We start from the raw sequence: 22,232 nt of genomic DNA on the forward strand, positions 1-22,232 counted from the left end.
GGTGCCCCCGGTGCCAGGGTCCGGACCGGTCAACTGACGCTGAGGGGCCTGGCTTACTGAGGGTGACGAAGGAGCGGGGCGGGGAAGCCGGTCGATTCGGCCGGGAGACAGGCGGGTTGGGCAACGGGCTTGTCAGGACCGGGAGTTGTGTGACGCTGTGCGGCGTCACATACTCGCGTCCGCTCAGCGCTCCGAAAGCGGTGCCGGAGCCTCCTGGATGACCCAGCCGTTGCCGTCCGGGTCCTGGAAGAACATGAACGAGTTCCATGTGTCGCCGGGGCCGTCCTCCCAGCCGCTCGCGCCCACGTGCTGGATCTCGCTGACGTCCACCGACCGCTCGACGAAGGCCGCGCGGGCCGCCGCGATGTCCGTCACGCACAGTTGGATGCCCTGGAGCGAGCCGGGGGCCATGGGCGTCTGGCCGGGAGGGCCCGGGAGGCCGCTGCCCATGGAGACGGAGCAGCGCGAGCCCGGCGGGGTCATCTGGATGATGCGGATGCCCGGAGCCACTTCCTGGTCGAGGTCGACCTTGAAGCCGCAGCCCTCCTCGTAGAACTTCTTCGACCGGTCGAGGTCCGTGACCGGGATCATGATCACTTCAAGCGTCAGTTCCATCGGTTCCGTGGGTGCCATCGGTCGAGCTCCTCTATTCGGTGAACTGCCAACGGGTCTGGCTGTACGGGCTCTTCGCGAAGCCGAAGGCCGTGCGCGGCTCCACGCGGAAGACCAGAGCGGTGCCGGCCTGGTGCACGAACTCGCCGTCACGGACCTCGAAGGTCCAGTCCGAGCCGTACTTCTCGACGTACGCGTCCGCCAGCGCGCGCAGTCGCGTCTCGTCTGTCACGCGTGCCGCCGCGCCCTCGACCACCACGTCGTAGCCCTCGCTGAGGGCATTGGCCCCGGTGGTGAGGACCACCTCCCGATTGTCGCGGAGGTTCTTCGCCTTGCGCTCGTCGGCGCCGGTGCAGAAATGCAGCCCGCCGTCGTGCCAGACGCCGATCAGCGGGGTGACATGCGGACGGCCCTCCGGGCGCACGGTCGACAGCCAGTAGATTTCGGCCGCCTTCAGGCGCTCGACCGCATCGGTCCAGTCGTCGGCGGTGGCCTTTTCGTCGCTGTAGCGGGCGTCCAGCTTGGTCAGGGGTTCGTTCTCGGGCATGGTGCGGTCCTCTCCACTCGGGTCACCGAATGTGTAGACCGCGAGCGGCGCCCCTATTCATCGGCCGACGGGCCGGGCGGCATCACGAGGGTCCTGATCGCGCACCGGCGGCTAGGTTCTGTCCGGTCGATCAGGCCGGATCAGTGAGCGGGGTCTGGTGCGTGCGATCGCAAGGCGGAGGATGGAGTCCACGCGGAGCGTCGGCGACTGACGCAACGCGGCATGGGGGCACTCCCGTGCCTGAAGGGCTACGGGGGAGTGCGTGCCAGGGCACGCGAGCCCGGCAAGATCGGCCGGACAGGGCCTAGGCTCGAATCAGGGGCCTTGATCGGGCGGGACGATCCTTGAGCGGGCAGGACGGAGACGACGGGATGACGGTGTCGGGGCGCAGAAGCAGTACCTTCACACGTCTGCTGCGGCACGGCTTCACCGATCCGTCCGCCGCCGAACGGCTTCTCGGCCTCTCCGACATGGCCTCCGTACGCTCCGACCCCGTCCTCCTCGACGCGCTCGGCGCCGTCGCCGACCCCGACCTGGCGCTGCGCGCCCTCGTACGGCTCGTCGAGGCGCAGCCCCCCGCCGGCCGGCAGAGCCTCCTCGACACCCTGATCACAGCGAAGCCCCTGCGCGACCGGCTGCTCGGCGTGCTCGGCTCGTCCGAGGCACTCGGCGACCATCTCGCCCGCCACCCGCGCGACTGGCAGGCGCTCGTCACCTACGAGGCGGCCGATCTGCACCCCGGCGTCGCCGACTTCGAGCGCGGCCTCGCCGATGCCACCGATACGGTGTCGCTGCGCGTCGCCTACCGGCGGTGCCTGCTGTCCATAGCGGCCCGCGACGTGTGCGGTACGACCGATGTCGCCCAGGCCGCCGCGGAACTGGCCGACCTGGCCACAGCCACCCTTCGCGCCGCCCTCGCCATCGCCCGCACCTCGGCGCCCGGCGATGCGGCGCAGTGCCGACTCGCAGTGATCGCCATGGGCAAGTGCGGCGGCCACGAACTCAACTATGTCTCCGACGTGGACGTCATCTTCGTCGGCGAACCCGCCAACGGCGCCGACGAGAGCAAGGCCGTGCAGGCCGCGACCCGGCTGGCCTCGCATCTGATGCGGATCTGCTCCGAGACGACCGTCGAGGGCACGATCTGGCCGGTCGACGCCAATCTGCGGCCCGAAGGACGCAACGGCCCGCTGGTGCGCACCCTGTCCAGCCATGTCGCGTACTACCAGCGCTGGGCCAAGACCTGGGAGTTCCAGGCCCTGCTCAAAGCCCGGCCGGTCGCCGGGGACCCGGGGCTCGGCGAGGACTACATCGAGGCCGTTTCGCCCATGGTGTGGCAGGCCTCCGAGCGCGAGAACTTCGTCGCGGACGTGCAGAAGATGCGCCGCCGCGTCGTCGACAACATCCCCGCGGCGGAGATCGAACGCGAGCTCAAGCTCGGCCCGGGCGGGCTGCGGGACGTCGAGTTCGCCGTACAGCTGCTGCAGCTGGTCCACGGCCGCAGCGACGCGACACTCCACAGCGGCACCACGCTGGAGGCCCTGCGGGCGCTGGCGGCGGGCGGCTACGTGGGACGTGCGGACGCCGCCCAGATGGATGCGGCGTACCGCTTTCTGCGCGCCATGGAGCACCGCATCCAGCTGTACCGGCTGCGGCGTACGCATCTGGTGCCCGAGGCCGAGTCCGATCTGCGGCGCCTCGGGCGCTCGCTCGGGCTGCGTACCGACCCGGTCGCCGAGCTCAACAAGGAGTGGAAGCGGCACGCGGCCGTCGTACGGCGGCTGCACGAGAAGCTCTTCTACCGGCCGCTGCTGGACGCCGTCGCCCAGCTCACGCCCGGCGAGACGCGGCTCAGCCCGAAGGCGGCGGGGCAGCGGCTGGAGGCGCTCGGTTACGCGGATCCCGCGGCGGCCCTGCGGCACCTGGAGGCGCTCTCCTCCGGCGTGACGAGGAAGGCCGCGATCCAGCGGACCCTGCTGCCGGTGCTGCTCGGCTGGTTCGCCGACTCCGCCGATCCGGACGCCGGTCTGCTGGGCTTCCGCAAGGTGTCCGACGCGCTCGGCAAGACGCCCTGGTATCTGCGGCTGCTGCGCGACGAGGGTGCGGCCGCGGAGAACCTGGCGCGCGTGCTGTCCGCCGGGCGGCTCGCCCCCGACCTGCTGCTGCGGGCCCCCGAGGCGGTGGCGCTGCTCGGCGATCCGGAGGGCCTGAGGCCGCGCGGCCGCGAGCACCTGGAGCAGGAGATCCTGGCGGCCGTCGGACGCGCCGACACCCCGGAGGGCGCGGTCGCGGCGGCGCGTGGCGTACGCCGCCGGGAGCTGTTCCGTACCGCGGCGGCCGACCTGATCGGTTCCTACGGCACCGAGGAAAGCCCTGCCGAGGCGGACCCGGGCGCGCTCGTGGACCGGGTCGGCAGCGCGGTCACCGAGCTGAACGCGGCGACGATCGCGGGCGCGCTGCGGGCCGCGGTGCGCCAGCAGTGGGGCGACGAGCTGCCGACCCGGTTCGCGGTCATCGGCATGGGGCGCTTCGGGGGACACGAGCAGAGTTACGGCTCCGACGCGGACGTGCTCTTCGTCCACGAGCCGCGCGAGGGCGTGGACGAACAGGAAGCGACGCGGGCGGCGAACACGGTCGTCACGGAGATGCGCCGACTCCTCCAACTGCCCACGACAGACCCGCCGTTGCTGATCGACGCGGATCTGCGGCCGGAGGGCAAGAGCGGTCCGCTGGTCCGCACCCTCGCCTCCTACGAGGCGTACTACCGGCGGTGGTCGCTGGTGTGGGAGAGCCAGGCGCTGCTGCGCGCGGAGCCGATGGCGGGGGACCTGGAGCTGGGGCGGCGCTTCATCGACCTGATCGACCCGCTGCGGTATCCGGCTGAGGGGCTCGGGGAGGACGCCGTCCGCGAGATCCGGCGGCTGAAGGCTCGGATGGAGTCCGAACGCCTGCCGCGGGGGGCGGACCCCACGCTCCACGCGAAGCTCGGGCGCGGCGGGCTGAGCGACGTGGAATGGACGGTCCAACTGCTCCAGATGCGCCACGGCTGGGCGGAACCGGGCCTGCGCACGACCCGCACCCGCGAGGCCCTGCGGGCGGCACACGCGGCGGGCCTGATCGACACGGAGGACGCGCAGATCCTCGACGAGGCATGGGTCCTGGCAACCCGCGTCCGCAACGGCGTGATGCTGGTCCGCGGCCGCCCGGGCGACACGTTCCCCTCGGACGGCCGCGAACTGGCGGCGGTGGGACGGTACTTGGGGTACGGGCCGGGGGTGACGGGGGAGCTGTATATGGGGCACAGCGGGGACATGCTGGACGACTACCGCCGGATGACGCGGCGGGCGCGGGCGGTGGTGGAGGTGCTGTTCTACGGAGCGTAGGGGTGCGGCCGGGGGGTGTTTTCCCCCACCCCACCCCTCCCCGTATCCGGGGGCTGCGCCCCGGACCCTTGCGGTGGCGCTGCCTCCGAACCCCGGCTTGCCCCCGGGGACAAGCCGGGGCTGACGCCCCCGGCCCGCTGAGCGCCCGGCTTTGCGGCGCGGCGCAGGGAGTTTCCCCACCCCCGCCCCTTCCCGTATCCGGGGGCTGCGCCCCCGGGCCCCCGGGGGGTGGGGCTCAGCGGGGGCTGACGCCCCCGCGCCCCCGCGCTCCCGAACCCCGGCTTCGCGGCGCAGTGGGTTGAGCAGCGGGGGCTGGTCCCCCCAGCCCCGCTCGGCGCCGGCTTCGCGGCGTGTGCCAGCCAGGGTGGTCATGCCAGCGGGCTGGGGAGGTCGGGGGATGTGGGTTCAAGCGGGGGCTGGCGCCCCCGCGCCCCCGAGCACCGGCTTCGCGGTGCGGAGGATGCCCCGCTCCTGACCAGGGCCGTTCTCCGCGGCACGCGGCAGTCGCCCGCCCCGCCGCGAAACGGGCGCCCCGGGGGCCGGGGGCGCCAGCCCCCGGTTTCGGGAAGGGGCGGGGTGGGGGAAAATCACCCGCCCGAGCGTCGGCTTCGTGACGCGGAGAGCCCGGGCCCACGGGCCGGGTAGTGGCTGCTGGCCGACGCCTGCGGCGCCCGACGCCCGGGCTGTCCCGAGCCGGAGACGGCGCGGCGCGCACCCGGCTACCGGGATCCGGCGGACGCGGCCGCCGGGCGGCGGGTCATCTTCCCGCGGTGATGCGGGGGAGCAGCCGCGCCTCGCGGTCCGGACGGTCCACCTGCCGGGGCAGCTGGTGCGGAAGCGCCCGGCACCAGGCGTACGAGACCGCGAAGCCGAAGGCCAGGCAGATCATGCCGCCGACCGCGTCCAGCCAGAAGTGGTTCGCGGTCGCCACGATGACCACGAGCGTGGCCACCGGGTAGAGGACTCCGAGGATCTTCGCCCAGGGCGCGGACGCCAGCGCGAAGATGATGAGGCCGCACCACAGCGACCAGCCGATGTGCATGGACGGCATGGCGGCGTACTGGTTCGACATGTTCTTCAGGTTGCCCGAGGCCATCGAGCCCCAGGTGTGATGGACCAGCACGGTGTCGATGAAGTCCTGGCCGTTCATCAGCCTCGGCGGAGCGAGCGGATACAGGTAGTAACCGACCAGTGCCACCGCGGTCGTTGCAAAGAGCACCAGACGCGCGGCCGCGTAACGCCCGGGATGGCCGCGGTAGAGCCAGACCAGCACGCCGATCGTCACAATGAAGTGCAGCGTCGCGTAGTAGTAGTTCATCGACACGATCAGCCATGACACCGAGTTCATGGCGTGGTTGACCGACTGCTCGAAGGCGAGGCCCAGGGAGCGCTCGACGTCCCAGATCCAGTCCGCGTTGCTCAGTGCCGCGGACTTCTGCTCCGGTACCGCATTGCGGATGAGTGAATACGTCCAGTAACTGACCGCGATCAGGAGTATCTCGAACCACAGCCGTGGACGGCGCGGTGAGCGCGCCCGACCGCTCGGCGCAGGCGTCGATGCCGGGCGTTCCTCGTCCACGATGGGTGGCGGGGTGGCCGTCCGGCCTTCCAGTGTCTTCACGGTCGCTTCACCCATGGGGAGAGAGTCTGCCAGATTCGCGTCCCACACCGATCATCCCTCGGTCTGGTTCAGTACGCATTCTCTCCACCCTATGGACTACAGCTTCCAGGGGGTCACCCCGAGGGGCGTTGTACGGGCCCCGAAGCGGTTGATCCCCGTACCACCAGCTCAGGCATGAAGACGAACTCGCTGTGCGGGGCTGGGGTGCCCCCGATCTCCTCCAGCAGGGTCCGGACGGCCGCCTGCCCCATGGCGAGGACCGGCTGCCGGATGGTGGTCAGCGGCGGATCCGTGAACGCTATGAGCGGGGAGTCGTCGAAGCCCACCACGGAGATGTCGCGCGGCACCTCCAGGCCAAGACCCCGCGCGGCCCGGATCGCGCCGAGCGCCATCATGTCGCTCGCGCACACCACGGCGGTGCAGCCGAGACCGATCAGGGCGCCGGCGGCTGCCTGGCCGCCTTCGAGGCTGTAGAGGGAGTGCTGGATCAGCTGCTCGGACTCCTCGGCGGAGAGGCCGAGTTGGACCTCCATGGCCTGCTGGAAACCCTCGATCTTCCGCAGGACGGGCACGAAGCGCTTGGGCCCGACCGCGAGTCCGATCCTGGTGTGGCCGAGCGAGGCGAGATGGGTCACGGCGAGGTGCATCGCGGCCCGGTCGTCGGGGGAGACGAAGGGGGCCTTCACCTTGGGCGAGAAGCCGCCCAGGAGGACATAGGGGACGCCCTGGCCGCGCAGCTGGTCGTAACGCTGCATGTCGGCGGTGGTGTCCGCGTGCAGGCCCGAAACGAAGATGATCCCCGAGACCCCGCGGTCCACCAGCATTTCGGTGAGCTCGTCCTCGGTGGAACCGCCCGGGGTCTGGGTGGCCAGGACCGGTGTGTACCCCTGCCGGGTCAGGGCCTGGCCGATGACCTGGGCGAGCGCCGGAAAGATCGGGTTGTCGAGTTCCGGAGTTATGAGGCCGACCAGTCCCGCGCTGCGCTGCCGCAGTCGCACCGGCCGCTCGTATCCGAGGACGTCGAGCGCCGCGAGTACGGATTCACGGGTGGCCGCGGCCACACCGGGCTTGCCGTTGAGCACGCGGCTGACTGTGGCTTCGCTGACCCCCGCCTGGGCTGCGATGTCGGCGAGCCGTGCGGTCACGGGATTGGACTGTACCGGTCGCATGTCAGATTGCCCACCACGCGCAGGAATCGGCCGGAATACGGGCTGTGTCTCCCAATGGTTCCATACCGTCGGAGCAGAGCAACAGCCGTCCCGGCAGCGGGATTTCGATGACGGATCCGGTGGTGTTGAGCGTGCAGACCAGGCCCGGCCGGGACAGTGCGAGCAGCCCGTCGGGCCCGGGCAGCCAGCGCATCGGCCCGCCCGGCAGCCGGCGCCTCAGCTCCAGCGCCGAGCGGTAGAGCTCGAGCGTCGAGTACGGGTCGCCGCTCTGCGCCTCGACGGACAGTTCCCGCCAGCTGTCGGGCTGCGGCAGCCAGCTGGATCCGGGGCCGAAACCGTACGGCGGCTCCTGGCCGGCCCACGGGATCGGCACCCGGCAGCCGTCGCGGAAGCCGTCCTGGCCCGCCGCGCGGAAGAAGGCGGGGTCCTGGCGCACCTCGTCGGGCAGATCGGTGACCTCGGGCAGACCGAGCTCCTCGCCCTGGTAGACGTACGCGGAGCCGGGCAGCGCGAGCATCAGGAGCGCGGCCGCGCGAGCCCGGCGTAGCCCGCGCCGCCCGCCTCCGTAGCGGGTGGGGTGGCGGACCACGTCGTGGTTGGAGAGCACCCAGGTGGTGGTCGCGCCCACCGAGGCGGTCGCGGCCAGTGACTCGTCGATCACGGCGCGCATCGACGCCGGGTCCCAGGGGCACCGCAGGAACTGGAAGTTGAAGGCCTGGTGCAGTTCGTCGGGGCGCACGTACAGCGCGAGCCGGTCCGGGCTCGGTGCCCAGGCCTCGGCCACGCCGATCCGGTCGCCGGGGTAGGAGTCGAGGAGCCTGCGCCAGGAGCGGTGGATCTCGTGCACACCGTCCTGGTCGAAGAAGGGCAGTTTCTGCGCGCCGATGAGCCTGGCCTGTTCCTTGTGGCCGATGTCCGGCAGTCCGGCCGCCTTGACCATGCCGTGCGCGACATCGATCCGGAAACCGTCGACGCCGAGGTCCAGCCAGAAACGCAGGACGGACTCGAACTCCTCGTGGACCTCCCGGTTGTCCCAGTTGAGGTCCGGCTGCTCGGGGGCGAAGAGATGGAGGTACCACTCGCCGTCGGCCGTGCGGGTCCAGGCGGGGCCGCCGAAGACCGACTCCCAGTCGTTGGGCGGCAGCTCGCCGGCCGGGCCCTTGCCGGGCCGGAAGTGGTAGCGCTCGCGGGCCTGCCCCCCGGACGTGCCCGCGAGCGCGGCCCGGAACCACGGGTGCTGGTCCGAGGTGTGGTTGGGGACGATGTCCACGATCACCCTCATGCCCAGCTCGTGGGCGGTGCGTACGAGATCGTCCGCGTCGGCGAGGTTCCCGAAGAGCGGGTCGACGGCCCGGTAGTCGGCGACGTCGTAGCCGCCGTCGGCCTGCGGAGAGGCATAGAACGGCGTGAGCCAGACGGCGTCGATGCCCAGCTGGGCGAGATATGGCAGGCGCTGGGTGGTCCCGCGCAGATCGCCGATGCCGTCGCCGTCGCTGTCGGCGAAGGAGCGCACGTACACCTGGTAGATGACGGCATCGCGCCACCAGCCGCGGCTCTTGCTGGAATTGCTTGCAGCAAGCGGCCCCTCGGCCGCCGTGGGGGCGGGAAGTCCGACGGCGGAAGCGAGCTCGTGGGTCATTCGGGGTCCCTCTCGTCAGGTCCGGGGCGGGGGGACGTACAACTAACGAGGTCAACGTGGGTACGGGCCCGGTGGTGACGGTGCTCCGGGAACCAAAATAACAGCCCTGCAAGAGCTTGCGAAAGTAGTTGCAGCCCACCGTGGAGCGCCCTGGACGGCAGAAACGGCCGCCGTCAAGCGATGCGATGGCAACTGTCAGGACACGTGGATGTAACGATCCCCTGCTCTTGCAGAAAATTGCCGCAAGGTCTTTCGGGTCTCTTTCATCCTTGTTACGTTCTGGCCCGAACCCGGCGCCGCGAGGGAGCGGTCGGCAGGGGGCCTGGTCGCCTCCGCCATCTCGGGCATCTCTGAAGGAGTTCACATGCGGCGTGGCATAGCGGCCACCGCGCTGGTTGCGGCACTGGCAATGGCAGCGACAGCGTGCGGCGGAGACGGCGACAGCGGTGACAAGGCCGGCGGCCCGGTCACCCTGACCTGGTGGGACACGTCGAACGCGACCAATGAGGCGCCTACGTACAAGGCGATGATCGCCGAGTTCGAAAAGGCGAACAAGGACATCAAGGTCAACTACGTCAACGTCCCGTTCGACCAGGCTCAGAACAAGTTCCAGACCGCGGCCGGCAGCAAGGGTGCCCCCGACATCATCCGCGCCGAGGTCGGCTGGACCGCCTCCTGGGCCAAGTCGCAGTTCCTGGCCCCGCTCGACGGCACGGACGCGCTGGGGAAGACCGAGGACATCACCCCCTCGCTCCTCAAGCAGGCCCAGTACGAGGGCAAGACCTACGGTGCCCCCTTCGTCACCGACTCCCTCGGCCTGATGTGGAACAAGGAGATCCTGAAGAAGGCGGGCTTCGACAAGGCCCCGGCCACCTGGGAAGAGATCAAGACGGTCTCCAAGGCCGTGAAGGAGAAGGCGGGCGTCGACGGCTTCCAGCTCCGCGCCGACTCCTACTTCGAGCTTCCCTTCCTCTTCGGCGAGGGCACCGACATGGTCGACGCCGCCTCGAAGAAGATCACCGTCAACTCGCCCGAGGCCGTCAAGGCGGTCGACGCGACCAAGGCCCTCCTCGCCGCGCCGGGTGTCGCCAAGCTCGATGTGACCGCCGACTCCTACGCCCACATGATGGACGCCTTCAACACCGGCAAGGTCGCGATGATCGTCCAGGGCCCGTGGGAGCTGACGAACATCTACAAGGGCACCGCGTTCAAGGACAAGGCCAACCTGGGCATCTCCGGTGTCCCGGCCGGCTCCACCGGCAAGGCCGGCGCCCCGACCGGTGGCCACAACCTCTCGGTCTACGCCGGTTCCGACAAGGCGCACCAGGCCGCGGCCCAGAAGTTCGTCGGCTTCATGACCTCGGGTGCGACCCAGGCCAAGATCGCGCTGAAGAACGGCACGCTGCCGACCCGCACCTCCGCCTACACCGCCGAGGTCAAGGCCACCCCGGGCATCGCCGAGTTCCAGGCGATCCTCGCCGGCTCCGCCCGGCCGCGTCCGGAACTGCCCGAGTACAGCTCGCTCTTCGCCGACCTCGGCACCAACCTCACCGCGATCCTGCAGGGCAAGGTGAGCACCCAGAAGGGCCTGGACACCACCGCCGAGTCCTACAAGAAGCTGCTCAAGGACTTCTCCTAAGTCTGCCGCCCGTGGTGGTACGGCCGGGAAACCCCGGCCGTACCACCACGGCGCACGCCGTACACCCTCCTGAGAATCTGTCGTAAAGGTGTCGAAGATGACCGTCGCCGTCGAGGGCGGAAGCGAGAAGACCCGCCGTGGCTCTGCGCCGCGCCGCGGGCCGATCAGCCGTATCAGGCAGTCGTACAACCGCAATTGGTACGCCTGGGCGATGGTGGCCCCGGTGGTCGCGGTCATCGGCGTGCTGGTGGTCTACCCGCTGATCCGCGGCATCTATTTGTCGCTGACCGACGCCAACAGCAACAACGTCGGCAAGACGATCGGCGTCAACAAGATCCCCGACAGCTTCTCCTGGGTGGGTTTCGACAACTACACGGAGATCCTCTCCGGGGGCGACCACCAGTTCTGGCCCCACTTCACCTGGACCATCGTCTGGACCGTGGTCTGCGTGGCCCTGCACTACAGCATCGGCATGGGGCTCGCGCTGCTGCTCAACCGCAAGCTCCGCGGCCGCACCTTCTACCGGATGGTGCTGATCCTGCCGTGGGCCGTGCCGACCTTTGTCACCGTCTTCGCCTGGCGACTGATCCTCGCCGACGACGGCGGTGTCCTCAACCTGGCGCTGGATTCGCTCCATCTGCCCACCGCGCCCTGGCTGAGTGACCCCTTCTGGCAGCGGACCGCCGCCATCATGGTCAACACCTGGGTCGGCGTCCCCTTCATGATGGTCTCGCTGCTCGGCGGCCTGCAGTCGATCCCGTCCGAGCTCTACGAGGCAGCCGAGGTCGACGGTGCGACGCCCTGGCAGCGCTTCCGCCATGTCACGGTTCCCGGCCTGCGCTCCGTCAGCAGCACGGTCGTGCTGCTCGGCATCATCTGGACCTTCAACCAGTTCGTCGTGATCTTCCTGCTGTTCGGCGCGACCGGAGCGCCCGAGGCACAGATCCTCGTCACCTGGGCCTACCGCCTCGGCTTCGGCCAGGACCCGCGCGACTACGCAGGCTCCGCCGCGTACGGCGTCATCATCCTGTCGATGCTCATCGTCTTCGCCTCCTTCTACCGGCGCTGGCTGGCCCGCAACGAGAAGGCCGTCTGATGGCCGCCTCGGACAAGGAACCAGCCATGACGAAAGAGAGGGGAGCGACCCCCATGAGCACCACCGCAGATGCCCCGGTCGCGGCCGCCGAACGGGCAGCCGCCGTCCCGCCCCGTAAGCCCGCCGCGGGCAAGCGGCAGCTGAAGCGCGGCGAGCGCCCCCGTTCCGCGTCCGTGCTCATCCACACCGTGCTGATCGCCGCCGCCTTCATAGCGGCCTTCCCGATCGGCTGGATCGCCTGGATCTCGCTCGGCCCGGACAAGACCGACTACCTGCACCCGGGCGACATCGCAGACAAGATCAGCTTCGAGAACTACACGACCGTTCTCGGCGACACCGAGTTCCTCCAGTGGTTCGCCAACTCGCTGATCGTCGCGCTCGGTACGTGCCTGCTCGGCGTCTTCATCGCCGCCAGCTCCGGCTACGCGGTCTCCCGCATGCGCTTCCCCGGGCACCGCCAGCTGATGTGGACCTTCCTGGTCACGCAGATGTTCCCGGTCGCCATCCTCATGGTGCCGCTGTACAACATCCTCGCCAACCTGGGTCTGCTGGACACCTACTGGGCGCTGATCCTGGTCTACTGCACCACCGCGATCCCGTACTGCGCCTGGCTGCTCAAGGGATACTTCGACACCATCCCCAAGGAGATCGACGAAGCCGGCCGGGTCGACGGCCTCTCGCCCTTCGGCACCTTCTACCGGCTGATCCTGCCGCTCGCCCGGCCCGGCCTGGCGGTCGCCGCCTTCTACACCTTCCTCACCGCCTGGGCCGAAGTCGCCTACGCGTCTGTCTTCATGCTCAGCGAGGACAAGTACACCCTCGCCGTCGGCCTGACCAGCTTCATCAGCGAGCACGACACCCAGTGGGACCTGATGGCCGCGACCTCCGTGCTCATCGCCATCCCCGCGTCGCTGTTCTTCTATCTGGTCCAGCGCCACCTGGTCACCGGTCTCACCGCCGGCGCCGCCAAATCCTGACCCGTACGCCCCGGGGCACCCGGCCCGAACACCGGCCGGGTGCGCCCTGCTGTCCGACGTTTCGCCCGAACCGCTGCACCGAGCCTCCGAGCCTCCAAGGGATCGAGAATGACCCAGTACCTGGCTGACGCCCATCACACCACCGACCGGACCGCTTCGGCGGACTGGTGGAGAAGCGCCGTCATCTACCAGGTGTACCCCCGCAGCTTCGCCGACGGGAACGGCGACGGCATGGGCGACCTTCCGGGCATCCGCAGCCGGCTGCCGTACCTGAAGGAACTCGGTGTCGACGCCGTCTGGCTCAGCCCCTTCTACGCCTCCCCGCAGGCCGACGCCGGGTACGACGTGGCCGACTACCGCGCCATCGACCCGATGTTCGGCACGCTGCTGGACGCCGACGCGCTGATCCGCGACGCCCACGACCTCGGGCTGCGCATCATCGTCGACCTGGTGCCCAACCACTCCTCCGACGCGCACGAATGGTTCAAGCGCGCACTGCGCGAGGGCCCGGGATCACCGCTGCGCGAGCGCTACCACTTCCGCCCCGGCAAGGGCGCCGCTGGTGAACTGCCGCCCAACGACTGGGAGTCCATCTTCGGCGGCTCCGCCTGGACCCGTACCCAGAACCCGGACGGCACCCCCGGCGACTGGTACCTGCACCTCTTCGCGCCCGAGCAGCCCGACTTCAACTGGGAACACCCGGCCGTCGCCGACGAGTTCCGCTCGATCCTGCGCTTCTGGCTCGACATGGGCGTCGACGGCTTCCGCATCGACGTCGCCCACGGCCTGGTCAAGGCGGCGGGTCTGCCCGACATAGGCTCCGGCGACCAGCTCAAGCTGCTGGGCAGCGATGTCATGCCGTTCTTCGACCAGGACGGTGTCCACGAGATCTACCGCGCCTGGCGCACGATCCTGGACGAGTACCCGGGCGACCGGATCGCGGTGGCCGAGGCCTGGACCCCGACCGTCGAGCGCACCGCCAACTACGTCCGGCCCGACGAGCTGCACCAGGCCTTCAACTTCCAGTACCTGGGCACCCATTGGGACGCGGCCGAATTGCGCGCGGTCATCGACGTGTCGCTGGGCGCCATGCGGCCCGTCGGCGCCCCGGCCACCTGGGTGCTCTCCAACCACGACGTGACCCGGCACGCCACCCGCTTCGCGAACCCGCCCGGCGGCACCCAGATCCGCGAGCCCGGTGACCGCGAACTCGGCCTGCGCCGGGCCCGCGCCGCCACCCTGCTGATGCTGGCACTGCCCGGCTCCGCGTACCTCTACCAGGGCGAGGAACTCGGCCTCCCCGACGTCACCGATCTGCCCGACGAGGTACGCCAGGACCCGGCCTTCGGCCGCACCGAGGGCCAGGACGGCTTCCGCGACGGCTGCCGGGTGCCGATCCCCTGGACCACCGAAGGCTCCTCGTACGGCTTCGGCACGGGCGGCAGCTGGCTGCCCCAGCCGGACAGCTGGGCCGCGCTCAGCGTCGAGGCGCAGACCGGGGTTCCGGGCTCGACCCTGGAGCTGTACCGCAGCGCGCTCGCGGTGCGCCGGGAGCACCCCGCGCTCGGCGCGGGCGACGCGGTCGAGTGGCTGGACGCCCCCGAGGGCGTGCTCGCCCTGCGGCGCCCGGGCGGCTTCGTCTGCGCCGTGAACACCACGGGCGCGGCCGTACGGATCCCGGCCCCCGGCCGTGTCCTGCTGGCAAGCACCGCCGTCGAGCCGGCCGGCGGCGACGTCGAACTGCCCGCGGACAGCACTGTGTGGTGGACGGAGTGACCATTCCCCCCGCGCGGGGCGAGTCGTCGCGGGGCGGTGCCGTCCAGACCGGCGCCACCCCGCGGCTCGCGGACATCGCGGCCCAGGCCTCGGTCAGCGAGGCGACGGCCAGCCGGGTCATGAACGGCAAGTCGGGCGTCGCGAGCGGTACCCGCCAGCGGGTGCTCGCGGCGCTCGACGTGCTCGGCTACGAGAGGCCCGTACGGCTGAGGCAGCGCAGCGCGGGACTCGTCGGGCTGCTGACCCCCGAGCTCACCAACCCGATCTTCCCCGCCTTCGCCCAGGCCGTCGAACAGGTCCTGGCCGGGCACGGCTACACGCCGGTCCTGTGCACCCAGCTGCCGGGCGGCGCGACCGAGGACGAACTGGTCGAACAGCTCCAGCAGAGCGGTGTCAACGGCATCGTGTTCCTGTCCGGGGTGCACTCCGACACCTCGGCCGACCACTCGCGGTACGCCGAACTCGTCGGCCGGGGCGTCCCGTTCGTCCTCATCAATGGCTACAGCGAGCACATCAGCGCGCCCTGCGTCTCCTGCGACGACCGGGCGGCGATGCGGATGGCCGTACACCATCTGGCCGAGCTGGGGCACGAGCGGATCGGTCTCGCGATCGGCCCGCTGCGCTATGTGCCGGCCAGCCGCAAGGCCGAGGGGTTCACGGACGCCCTCGTCGGCATCCACGGCTACACCGCCGCGGCGGCCGAACAGCTTGTCCAGCGCTCGCTGTTCAGTGTCGAGGGCGGCCATCAGGCGGCCGGAGCGCTGCTGGACAAGGGCTGCACCGCGATCGTCTGCGGCAGCGACATGATGGCTCTCGGCGTGGTCCGGGCGGCCCGGGAGCGGGGCCTGGATGTGCCGTACGACCTCTCGGTGGTCGGCTTCGACGACTCGCAGCTGGTGGCGTTCACCGATCCGCCGCTGACGACGGTACGCCAGCCGGTGAAGGCGATGGCTGCGGCGGCGGTGGGTGCGCTGCTGGAGGAGATCCAGGGAAGTCCCGTACAGAGCACGGAATATGTCTTCCAGCCGGAGCTCGTGGTACGGGGCTCGACGGCGCAGGCGCGGCGGTAGGTTCTGGCGGGGGGTTGTTCCCCACCCCGCCCCTTCCCGTAACCGGGGCTCCGCCCCAGACCCCGTGCGGGGGCTCCGCCCCCGGACCCCCGCGCCTCAATCGCCGGCGGGGCTGAATTCCCGCCGGTCGGCCTGAAATTCAGGCCGACCGGTGGATACGGCATAGCGGAGCCCCCGGCTCGCGGTGAACCGGGGGCGCGGTGATCGGCTGCGGGCTACGCGTTGGCGTTGCGGGCGAACTCGACCAACCCGGCCCACCCTTCGGGAGAGAACATCAGCACAGGGCCGGCGGGATACTTGCTGTCCCGTACGGGGACCACCTGGTGAGCCCTTGCGAAAGCCGGTGACCACTCGACGCACTGCCCGCCGTCGGGCCCGCTGTACGACGACCGGACCCACTCCATGGCCATCGGGCTGATTCCGTCACTCATGTTGTGCGCTCCTTGAACATGTCCCTCATGCGGGCAACCGAAGCATCGGGAGACAGCGCATCGGCCCGCAACCGATCGTAGGTCGCCTGGGCGGCGGCCACGGTCTTGGCTGTCTCGTACGGGCGTCCCCCCTGCGGCCCGTCTGCGTGAAGAATGGTAGGCGCGTCATGGAACGCCAGCAACGTAAAAGGTACGCCGAGGGCGGGTGCCCCCGCGGCGAAGGGCAGAAGTTGCAGCGTGACATGGGGTGACTCGGCTTCGCTGACCAGGCGTTGAAGCTGTCGCGCCATGATGTCCGGCCCTCCTACCTCAGTCCGAAGGCATGCCTCGTGGAGCACGACCCACAGCAACGGAGGTGAGTCCCGCTCCATGACCTCGTGACGCCGTATGCGGGCCGAGACCTTGCTCTCCATCACGGCCGCCCCCTCCCGGGAGTTACCCACGCGGAAGACGGCACGGGCGTACTCCTCCGTCTGCAACATGCCCATGATGAATGTCGTCGAGTAGTCGAGAATCTGAGCGGCCCGGCGCTCAAGCTGGATGTACGGCACGAACCAACTGGGGTGATCCCCTTCGAGCAGACGCCGGAGTTGGCGCACGAACAGAGTGCCTGTCCCGAACGCGCGGTCACAGCCCTCGGTGAACTTCTCGCTCGGCATCACTGCCCCGGATTCGACCTTGCTCACGTAGCTCTCCGAGTAGCCCGTGGCGCTGCCCAAGCCCTTCTGTGTGATCTTGCGGGCTGCGCGCACCTGTCTGACGTCGAGCCCGAAACTCTCCAGCGGATTCAAGTTCTCCGGGGATGACTCACCACTCACGTGCTTGACCTCTCCCTTCAGCCCTCCGACCAAGTGCGCGGCTGGCAGCGGCACTTGAAAGGCGGCGTTCAAGTAGACCAATTCTAGGCGACCCTGTGCTCATCTGGTTACAGACAGGTATATCGGCGGAGTGAAGGGCGCAGCGACCATGGCAGACCGGACCAGCAATCCCGCCCCGGCCGACGAGGTGTCGGAGCTGGAGGCGCTGATAGAACACGGCGGCTTCTGGCGACTTGCCCCGGAGTGGGTGCCGCGCACGGGCTATGCGGAGCCGACCCCTGCAACGTTGCGCGCCGTTAGGGCGGGACTCAGGCGGTTGGTCGCATGAGTGCAGGGAAGCCTTCAGAGCCCTCATACGTGCCGAGGGAAGGGGAGTTGACCGCCGACGCGCGGACGGGCCGCGTAGGGACGGTGACGGGCTGGGACGGGTCTCTCCTGACCCTCAGGGCTCCCAACGGGGACGAGTGGCAGACGAGTTCGTTCCGGCGGCCGACTGCTCGTGAGCGCCTGGTGCCCCGCATCGCTGAGGTCAACAAGGACAGCCGTTGGGGGCGGGGGTTGCTGTGAGTGTTCGTGAGGTGCACGCGTTCGCAGAGTGGACGCTCAGCTCAGACAACCGGGAAGGGGTGCCGGTCGCGATCTTCCAAATGATGTGCATGTCATGCCACGTCATGTCTGACGCTGCGGACAACGACGGTTCGCCGCAGCAGACTTGGGCGCTTGATCACACGGGCCGCAATCCGGGCCATCGGGGGTTCAAGCTGATCACTGAGACCTATTGGCGGGTGGAGCCCGGCCGGGGCAACCCCTACCGGGAGGTCGAAGCGTGACGCTCTTAGCGGCCTACGTCGGCCGGTTCGCCGGCCCTTGCTGATCGTGGCGATCAGCGCCTCATGCGGCTTTGTGCTCGGCGCGCGGCGCTCGTACGCCCCGTAAGACTCCGCTCTGGTCGCGGGAGCCCCCAGGAAGACCCCGTTACTCGGCGGGGTGGGGCTCATCTGGTTCCCCCGCCGCGTGACCAGAGCGGACACCGAGGCCCCCGTTCCGGCTGGCGAACCCTGGACAGGTCGAGTGCCGGAGCGGGGGCCTCCTCTATGCCCACTGGGTCACCTCGGGCTACTCATCGAGGTACAGCAGCGCCGTGATCGTCTTCTTACACACGTCGCAGTGCATCGGAGCCTCGATGCTGGCCAGGTCGCACTCGATGGACGTGATGCGGTCCACCACGCCGGTTGCGACTTCGCCGTTCCAGGCTTCATGCCACCGCTCGGTGTTCTCCTGGAGCCGTGAGACGTAGCCCCGAGTCATCTCGTAGAACGCCCGGACCCCGTGCTCCTTCATGTAGCCCCAGTTGAACTCAAGGCTCCTGAGCACGACGGGGAACGGGTGGAGCGCCTGAGTGCGTCCCCAGGTCTCCAGCACGTCCTGGACGTCCAGCCTGGCGGCTCGCTCGTCCAGGACGCTCCACATGCCGGACGCGTCGTAGTCAATGAGTACCTGGTCCAGGATGGCCGCGCAGCGGCGAAGGTTCGCCTTCTTCGCCTGGAACAGCCGGGTGACCTCTGCGCGCGTCGTGTCCGCGGGTTCCTTGCGGGCCTTACTGATGGCGCGGGTCAGTTCTGTGCTGAGTGCTGCCTCATCGCAGAGGGAGTCCCCGAAGCTGAGCCAGGGGTCCGGAAACCCCCGCTCAGCAGTGATCTGGAATATGCGATCGCCTTGCCTTCCCATCCGCTCCTCCTCGGAACAGTCGGCAGCGGAAGGGTCCGCTGCGCGTCAACTGGATGGTGCGCACCGCCGCGAGAGTTCTGCGGCGGCTTGATCGAACGGGACCTGGACCTGTTCGCCACTGTCCATGTCCCGCAACGTGACCGTGCCGGCTTCGCGTTCGTTCGCGCCGTAGATCACGCAGAAACGGGCCCCCTGGTCACTGGCCCATTTCATCTGCTTGGCGAACTTCCCACTCGACCCGAGGTAGACACCTGTGCGGACTCCGGCACGGCGGATCTCGGCCGCGAGCCGGAAGCTGTCGGCGGCCTGCTCCTCGCCCATGACCGTGACGGCCACGTCAATCTGCGAGTAGGTGGCTTCGTCCGCCTGTGAGAGCAGGGGCAGGATGCGTTCGATGCCCAGCGATCCGCCGCATGCCGGGGAGTCCTTGCCTCCAAGACGGCCAATGAGACCGTCATAACGGCCTCCGGAAGCAATCGATCCGGGCATGCCCGGGGCAACCACCTCAAAGATGATCCCGGTGTAGTAGTCGAGCCCGCGCACGAGGTTTGGCGTGAACCCGATGCGCTCGGAGGGGATCGCGTCCTTGGTGAGTTCCAGTAGGCGGTCGACCTCGGCCAAACCAGCCCGACCGATTTCACTGGACTTCAGTTCTCCCCTGACACGCTCAACGGCATCGGGAGCGGTGAGGTCATCGACCAAGCCCTGTGCCACCTCCGGCGACAGGCCCCGGCTGGCCACCAACTCGCTCACGACGGCCTCCGGGGAGAGCTTGTCGAGCTTGTCCAGAGTGATCAGTGCACCGGAACCAAGGTCCTCCGGGACGGCGTATGCCTCCAGCAGACCGAACAGGACGTGCCGGGAGTTCACCAGGAATCGGAACTCCGGGACACCGAGGGCTTCAAGGGCGTCGTGCAGCGCCAGGACCACTTCGGCGTCCGACAGCGGCGAGGATGAGCCGACGATGTCCAGGTCACACTGGACGAACTCGCGGAATCGTCCCTTGCCGGGCCGGTCGGCTCGCCACACGGGCGCGATGGCGTACCGCTTGTACGGCGAGGGGAGTTGACTGCCGTACGCGGCTGCCGCGCGGGCCAGGGGGACGGTGAGGTCGTAGCGGAGGGCGAGATCGGCCTCTCCGGTGGCTTCGTGCTCGCCGCGCCGGAGAATCTTGAAGATCAGTTTGTCGCCCTCGTCGCCGTACTTGCCGGTGAGCACGTCCAGCCGCTCGAACGCCGGGGTCTGGAGCGGCTGGAAGCCGTAGCGGGCGAACACGGTGCGGATGGTCGCGAAAGCACGCTCGCGCCTTTCGAACTCGGCGGCGAGGAAATCGCGGGTCCCGGACGCGGGGTCGAACTGCTTCATGGAGGCCATGTGGCCATAGTCCAGGAAGCTGTCGGCCCGGGGCAAAACACGGCGCGGAACTTCCGCTTCTCCTGGGGTAGGGGAACACCCGCCGCAGGCACCCCGATCCGCCGGGACCGGACCGGCCGGCCGGGCGCGTGGGGCCCGGGCATGCCGGGCCCCCGGCCGACCGGCCCGGAGTCATGGTTGAACGTAACACCACTGCAAGGCTTGCGAAAGGTCTTGCAACGAGGAAACGGCAAGATTTCCACGGTGCTACGACCACGTGTCCAAAGGGGTTGACCCCGGCCCGCGAGCCTCGTACGGTCGCGACCGCAATAACTTTCTGCGTTCTTGCAGCAAGAATCATCAGCACCACAAAGGCCTTACGGGCATGGCGCGTTGCCGGGCAAGGCTCACCGTCACCCGCATTCCCCCACGTATGCACAGTGCTGTGCAGGAGGACACATGGCCAGCAGACCTCTGGCTGCCGCGCTCGCCCTGGTGGCGGGCGTGGCGGTCGCAGTGATCGCGCCACCTGGAGCCGCCCAGGCAACGCCGCCCGGCGACAAGGACGTGACCGCCGTCCTGTTCGAGTGGAACTTCGCCTCGGTCGCCAAGGCGTGCACCGACCAGCTCGGACCCGCGGGCTATGGATTCGTCCAGGTCTCCCCGCCCCAGGAGCACATCCAGGGCCCGCAGTGGTGGACCTCGTACCAGCCCGTCAGCTACAGGATCGCCGGCCGTCTCGGCGACCGCGCCGCGTTCAGCAGCATGGTGAACACCTGTCACGCGGCGGGCGTCAAGGTCGTCGTCGACAGCGTCATCAACCACATGGCATCCGCGTCCGGTACCGGCACGGGCGGCTCGAGTTACGAGAAGTACTCCTACCCCGGCATCTACTCCGGCGCCGACATGGACGACTGCCGGTCGACCATCACCAACTACCAGGACCGCGCCAACGTCCAGAACTGTGAGCTCGTCCAGCTCGCCGACCTGGACACCGGCGAGGACTACGTACGCGGACGCATCGCCGCCTACCTGAACGATCTGCTCACGCTCGGCGTCGACGGCTTCCGTATCGACGCCGCCAAGCACATGCCCGCCGCCGACCTCGCCAACATCAAGTCCCGGCTCAGCAACCCCGGCGTGTACTGGAAGCAGGAGGCGATCTACGGCGCGGGCGAGGCGGTCTCGCCGAGCGAGTACCTGGGCAACGGCGACGTCCAGGAGTTCCGTTACGCCCGCGGCCTCAAGCAGGTCCTCAACAACGAGAACCTCGCCTACCTGAAGAACTACGGCGAGGGCTGGGGCTACATGGAGTCGGGGAAGTCGGCGGTCTTCGTCGACAACCACGACACCGAGCGCGGCGGCGACACCCTCAACTACAAGGACGGCGCCAACTACACGCTCGCGAACGTCTTCATGCTGGCCTGGCCCTACGGCTCCCCGGACATCCACTCCGGCTACGAGTGGTCCGACAAGGAAGCGGGCCCGCCGGGCGGCGGCACGGTGAACGCCTGTTACAGCGACGGCTGGAAGTGCCAGCACGCCTGGCGGGAGATCTCCTCCATGGTCGCCTTCCGGAACACCGCGCGCGGTCAGGCCGTGACGAACTGGTGGGACAACGGCGCGGACCAGATCGCCTTCGGGCGCGGCTCGAAGGCGTACGTCGCCATCAACCACGAGGGGTCCTCGCTCACCCGGACCTTCCAGACCTCGCTGCCCGCCGGCGACTACTGCGACGTGCAGTCCGGCAGGGGTGTGACGGTGAACGGCTCCGGCCAGTTCACGGCGACGCTCGGCTCGAACACGGCGCTCGCGCTGCATGTCAACGCCCGCAACTGTGGGTCGAGTTCGGCGGCGGGCGCGTCCTTCAACGTCAACGCGACGACGGTGACCGGACAGAACATCTACGTCACCGGCAACCAGCCGGCGCTCGGCAACTGGAACCCGGCCGGCGCGCTGAAGCTGGACCCGGCGAGCTATCCGGTCTGGAAGCTGGACGTCGCGCTGCCCGCGGGGACGGCGTTCGAGTACAAGTACCTCCGCAAGGACGCGGCGGGGTCGGTGACGTGGGAGACGGGCGCGAACCGGTCGGCGACGGTGCCGGCGAGCGGTTCGGTGAGCTTGTCGGACACGTTCCGCACGTAACGCTGCGCCTGCGGCGGGCCTTGTCCCCTACCCGCCCCTTCCCGAACCGGGGCTCCGCCCCAGACCCCGAACGCGCTTCGCGCGTGTCCTCAATCGCCGGACGGGCTGAATGTGCGGCCCGGCCGCACATTCAGCCCCGCCGGCGATTGAGGCGCGGGGTCCGGGGCGGAGCCCCGGTTACGGGAAGGGGCGGGGTGGGGTGAAGGCCCGCCGCAGGCGCCCCGCACC

General features: G+C 69.4%; 17 protein-coding genes. 8 read left to right on the forward strand and 9 right to left on the reverse strand.

The annotated features are described in order from the left end of the window. Positions 1-183: 183 nt before the first annotated feature. Both OOK40_RS06105 and OOK40_RS06110 read right to left on the reverse strand, forming a co-directional pair. Positions 184-615 (reverse strand): VOC family protein, encoded by a 432-nt coding sequence (locus OOK40_RS06105; protein WP_266478934.1) that lies wholly within the window; start codon positions 613-615, stop codon positions 184-186. A 31-nt stretch (positions 616-646) separates the two neighbouring features. Further along, a complete protein-coding gene (locus OOK40_RS06110; RefSeq protein WP_266477128.1) occupies positions 647-1,159 on the reverse strand; it encodes a pyridoxamine 5'-phosphate oxidase family protein in 513 nt (170 codons plus the stop codon). A 371-nt stretch (positions 1,160-1,530) separates the two neighbouring features. Between OOK40_RS06110 and OOK40_RS06115 the strand changes: the two genes are divergently transcribed. Then, positions 1,531-4,542 carry a bifunctional [glutamine synthetase] adenylyltransferase/[glutamine synthetase]-adenylyl-L-tyrosine phosphorylase gene (locus OOK40_RS06115; RefSeq protein WP_266477130.1) on the forward strand — a complete coding sequence of 1,004 codons (3,012 nt, stop codon included), beginning with the start codon at positions 1,531-1,533 and terminating at the stop codon, positions 4,540-4,542. A 757-nt stretch (positions 4,543-5,299) separates the two neighbouring features. On the opposite strand, the gene OOK40_RS06120 is transcribed toward OOK40_RS06115, so the two are convergent. The 3 genes from OOK40_RS06120 to OOK40_RS06130 form a co-directional block, all read right to left on the reverse strand. After that, the gene (locus OOK40_RS06120) at positions 5,300-6,178 is read right to left on the reverse strand and encodes a phosphatase PAP2 family protein (RefSeq protein ID WP_266477132.1); all 879 of its coding nucleotides are present in this window, start codon (positions 6,176-6,178) and stop codon (positions 5,300-5,302) included. Between the two features lie 98 nt (positions 6,179-6,276). Next, a complete protein-coding gene (locus tag OOK40_RS06125; RefSeq protein WP_266477134.1) occupies positions 6,277-7,308 on the reverse strand; it encodes a LacI family DNA-binding transcriptional regulator in 1,032 nt (343 codons plus the stop codon). Positions 7,309-7,333: 25 nt separating this feature from the next. Beyond that, a complete protein-coding gene (locus OOK40_RS06130) occupies positions 7,334-8,971 on the reverse strand; it encodes an alpha-amylase family glycosyl hydrolase (protein ID WP_266477136.1) in 1,638 nt (545 codons plus the stop codon). Between the two features lie 364 nt (positions 8,972-9,335). On the opposite strand from OOK40_RS06130, the gene OOK40_RS06135 reads away from it, so the two are divergent. From OOK40_RS06135 to OOK40_RS06155, 5 genes are all read left to right on the forward strand, one after another. Further along, the gene (locus tag OOK40_RS06135; protein WP_266477138.1) at positions 9,336-10,610 is read left to right on the forward strand and encodes an extracellular solute-binding protein; all 1,275 of its coding nucleotides are present in this window, start codon (positions 9,336-9,338) and stop codon (positions 10,608-10,610) included. Positions 10,611-10,707: 97 nt separating this feature from the next. After that, on the forward strand, positions 10,708-11,706 hold the full coding sequence (locus OOK40_RS06140; RefSeq protein ID WP_266477140.1) for a carbohydrate ABC transporter permease: 999 nt from the start codon (positions 10,708-10,710) through the stop codon (positions 11,704-11,706). Positions 11,707-11,759: 53 nt separating this feature from the next. After that, complete coding sequence (locus OOK40_RS06145; protein WP_266477142.1) at positions 11,760-12,683, forward strand: sugar ABC transporter permease; 924 nt, start codon at positions 11,760-11,762, stop codon at positions 12,681-12,683. A gap of 108 nt (positions 12,684-12,791) precedes the next feature. Further along, entirely contained in the window at positions 12,792-14,459 is a 1,668-nt protein-coding gene (locus tag OOK40_RS06150) for a glycoside hydrolase family 13 protein (protein WP_266477144.1), read from the forward strand. A gap of 2 nt (positions 14,460-14,461) precedes the next feature. After that, on the forward strand, positions 14,462-15,529 hold the full coding sequence (locus OOK40_RS06155) for a LacI family DNA-binding transcriptional regulator (protein ID WP_266478938.1): 1,068 nt from the start codon (positions 14,462-14,464) through the stop codon (positions 15,527-15,529). A gap of 215 nt (positions 15,530-15,744) precedes the next feature. Here OOK40_RS06155 and OOK40_RS06160 read toward each other — a convergent pair whose 3' ends face one another. After that, complete coding sequence (locus OOK40_RS06160; protein ID WP_266477145.1) at positions 15,745-15,960, reverse strand: DUF397 domain-containing protein; 216 nt, start codon at positions 15,958-15,960, stop codon at positions 15,745-15,747. Continuing rightward, positions 15,957-16,850, reverse strand: coding sequence for a helix-turn-helix transcriptional regulator (locus OOK40_RS06165; protein WP_323136038.1), 894 nt, complete (start codon positions 16,848-16,850; stop codon positions 15,957-15,959). The genes OOK40_RS06160 and OOK40_RS06165 overlap by 4 nt, the downstream gene beginning before the upstream one ends. A gap of 599 nt (positions 16,851-17,449) precedes the next feature. On the opposite strand from OOK40_RS06165, the gene OOK40_RS06170 reads away from it, so the two are divergent. Next, positions 17,450-17,608: a hypothetical protein gene (locus tag OOK40_RS06170; protein ID WP_266477146.1), complete on the forward strand. Its 159-nt coding sequence runs from the start codon at positions 17,450-17,452 to the stop codon at positions 17,606-17,608. 286 nt (positions 17,609-17,894) lie between these two features. On the opposite strand, the gene OOK40_RS06175 is transcribed toward OOK40_RS06170, so the two are convergent. Both OOK40_RS06175 and hisS read right to left on the reverse strand, forming a co-directional pair. Then, entirely contained in the window at positions 17,895-18,506 is a 612-nt protein-coding gene (locus OOK40_RS06175; protein ID WP_266477147.1) for a hypothetical protein, read from the reverse strand. A 45-nt stretch (positions 18,507-18,551) separates the two neighbouring features. Then, positions 18,552-19,880, reverse strand: a complete 1,329-nt coding sequence (gene hisS, locus OOK40_RS06180; RefSeq protein ID WP_266477148.1) for a histidine--tRNA ligase — start codon at positions 19,878-19,880, stop codon at positions 18,552-18,554. Between the two features lie 438 nt (positions 19,881-20,318). Here hisS and OOK40_RS06185 point away from each other — a divergent pair, with 438 nt between their 5' ends. Then, positions 20,319-22,004 carry a carbohydrate-binding module family 20 domain-containing protein gene (locus OOK40_RS06185; protein ID WP_266477149.1) on the forward strand — a complete coding sequence of 562 codons (1,686 nt, stop codon included), beginning with the start codon at positions 20,319-20,321 and terminating at the stop codon, positions 22,002-22,004. Positions 22,005-22,232: the final 228 nt, after the last annotated feature.

Origin of the sequence: Streptomyces sp. NBC_01481 (assembly GCF_026339995.1) — a bacterium.
GTDB lineage: Bacteria > Actinomycetota > Actinomycetes > Streptomycetales > Streptomycetaceae > Streptomyces.

What these genes read in the sequence shown, in the direction of transcription:
- OOK40_RS06105 (WP_266478934.1), bottom strand. Translation starts at nt 615, where the DNA reads ATGGAACTGACGCTTGAAGTGATCATGATCCCGGTCACGGACCTCGAC.
- OOK40_RS06110 (WP_266477128.1), bottom strand. Translation starts at nt 1,159, where the DNA reads ATGCCCGAGAACGAACCCCTGACCAAGCTGGACGCCCGCTACAGCGAC.
- OOK40_RS06115 (WP_266477130.1), top strand. Translation starts at nt 1,531, where the DNA reads ATGACGGTGTCGGGGCGCAGAAGCAGTACCTTCACACGTCTGCTGCGG.
- OOK40_RS06120 (WP_266477132.1), bottom strand. Translation starts at nt 6,178, where the DNA reads ATGGGTGAAGCGACCGTGAAGACACTGGAAGGCCGGACGGCCACCCCG.
- OOK40_RS06130 (WP_266477136.1), bottom strand. Translation starts at nt 8,971, where the DNA reads ATGACCCACGAGCTCGCTTCCGCCGTCGGACTTCCCGCCCCCACGGCG.
- OOK40_RS06135 (WP_266477138.1), top strand. Translation starts at nt 9,336, where the DNA reads ATGCGGCGTGGCATAGCGGCCACCGCGCTGGTTGCGGCACTGGCAATG.
- OOK40_RS06140 (WP_266477140.1), top strand. Translation starts at nt 10,708, where the DNA reads ATGACCGTCGCCGTCGAGGGCGGAAGCGAGAAGACCCGCCGTGGCTCT.
- OOK40_RS06145 (WP_266477142.1), top strand. Translation starts at nt 11,760, where the DNA reads ATGAGCACCACCGCAGATGCCCCGGTCGCGGCCGCCGAACGGGCAGCC.
- OOK40_RS06150 (WP_266477144.1), top strand. Translation starts at nt 12,792, where the DNA reads ATGACCCAGTACCTGGCTGACGCCCATCACACCACCGACCGGACCGCT.
- OOK40_RS06160 (WP_266477145.1), bottom strand. Translation starts at nt 15,960, where the DNA reads ATGAGTGACGGAATCAGCCCGATGGCCATGGAGTGGGTCCGGTCGTCG.
- OOK40_RS06170 (WP_266477146.1), top strand. Translation starts at nt 17,450, where the DNA reads ATGTCTGACGCTGCGGACAACGACGGTTCGCCGCAGCAGACTTGGGCG.
- OOK40_RS06175 (WP_266477147.1), bottom strand. Translation starts at nt 18,506, where the DNA reads ATGGGAAGGCAAGGCGATCGCATATTCCAGATCACTGCTGAGCGGGGG.
- hisS (WP_266477148.1), bottom strand. Translation starts at nt 19,880, where the DNA reads ATGGCCTCCATGAAGCAGTTCGACCCCGCGTCCGGGACCCGCGATTTC.
- OOK40_RS06185 (WP_266477149.1), top strand. Translation starts at nt 20,319, where the DNA reads ATGGCCAGCAGACCTCTGGCTGCCGCGCTCGCCCTGGTGGCGGGCGTG.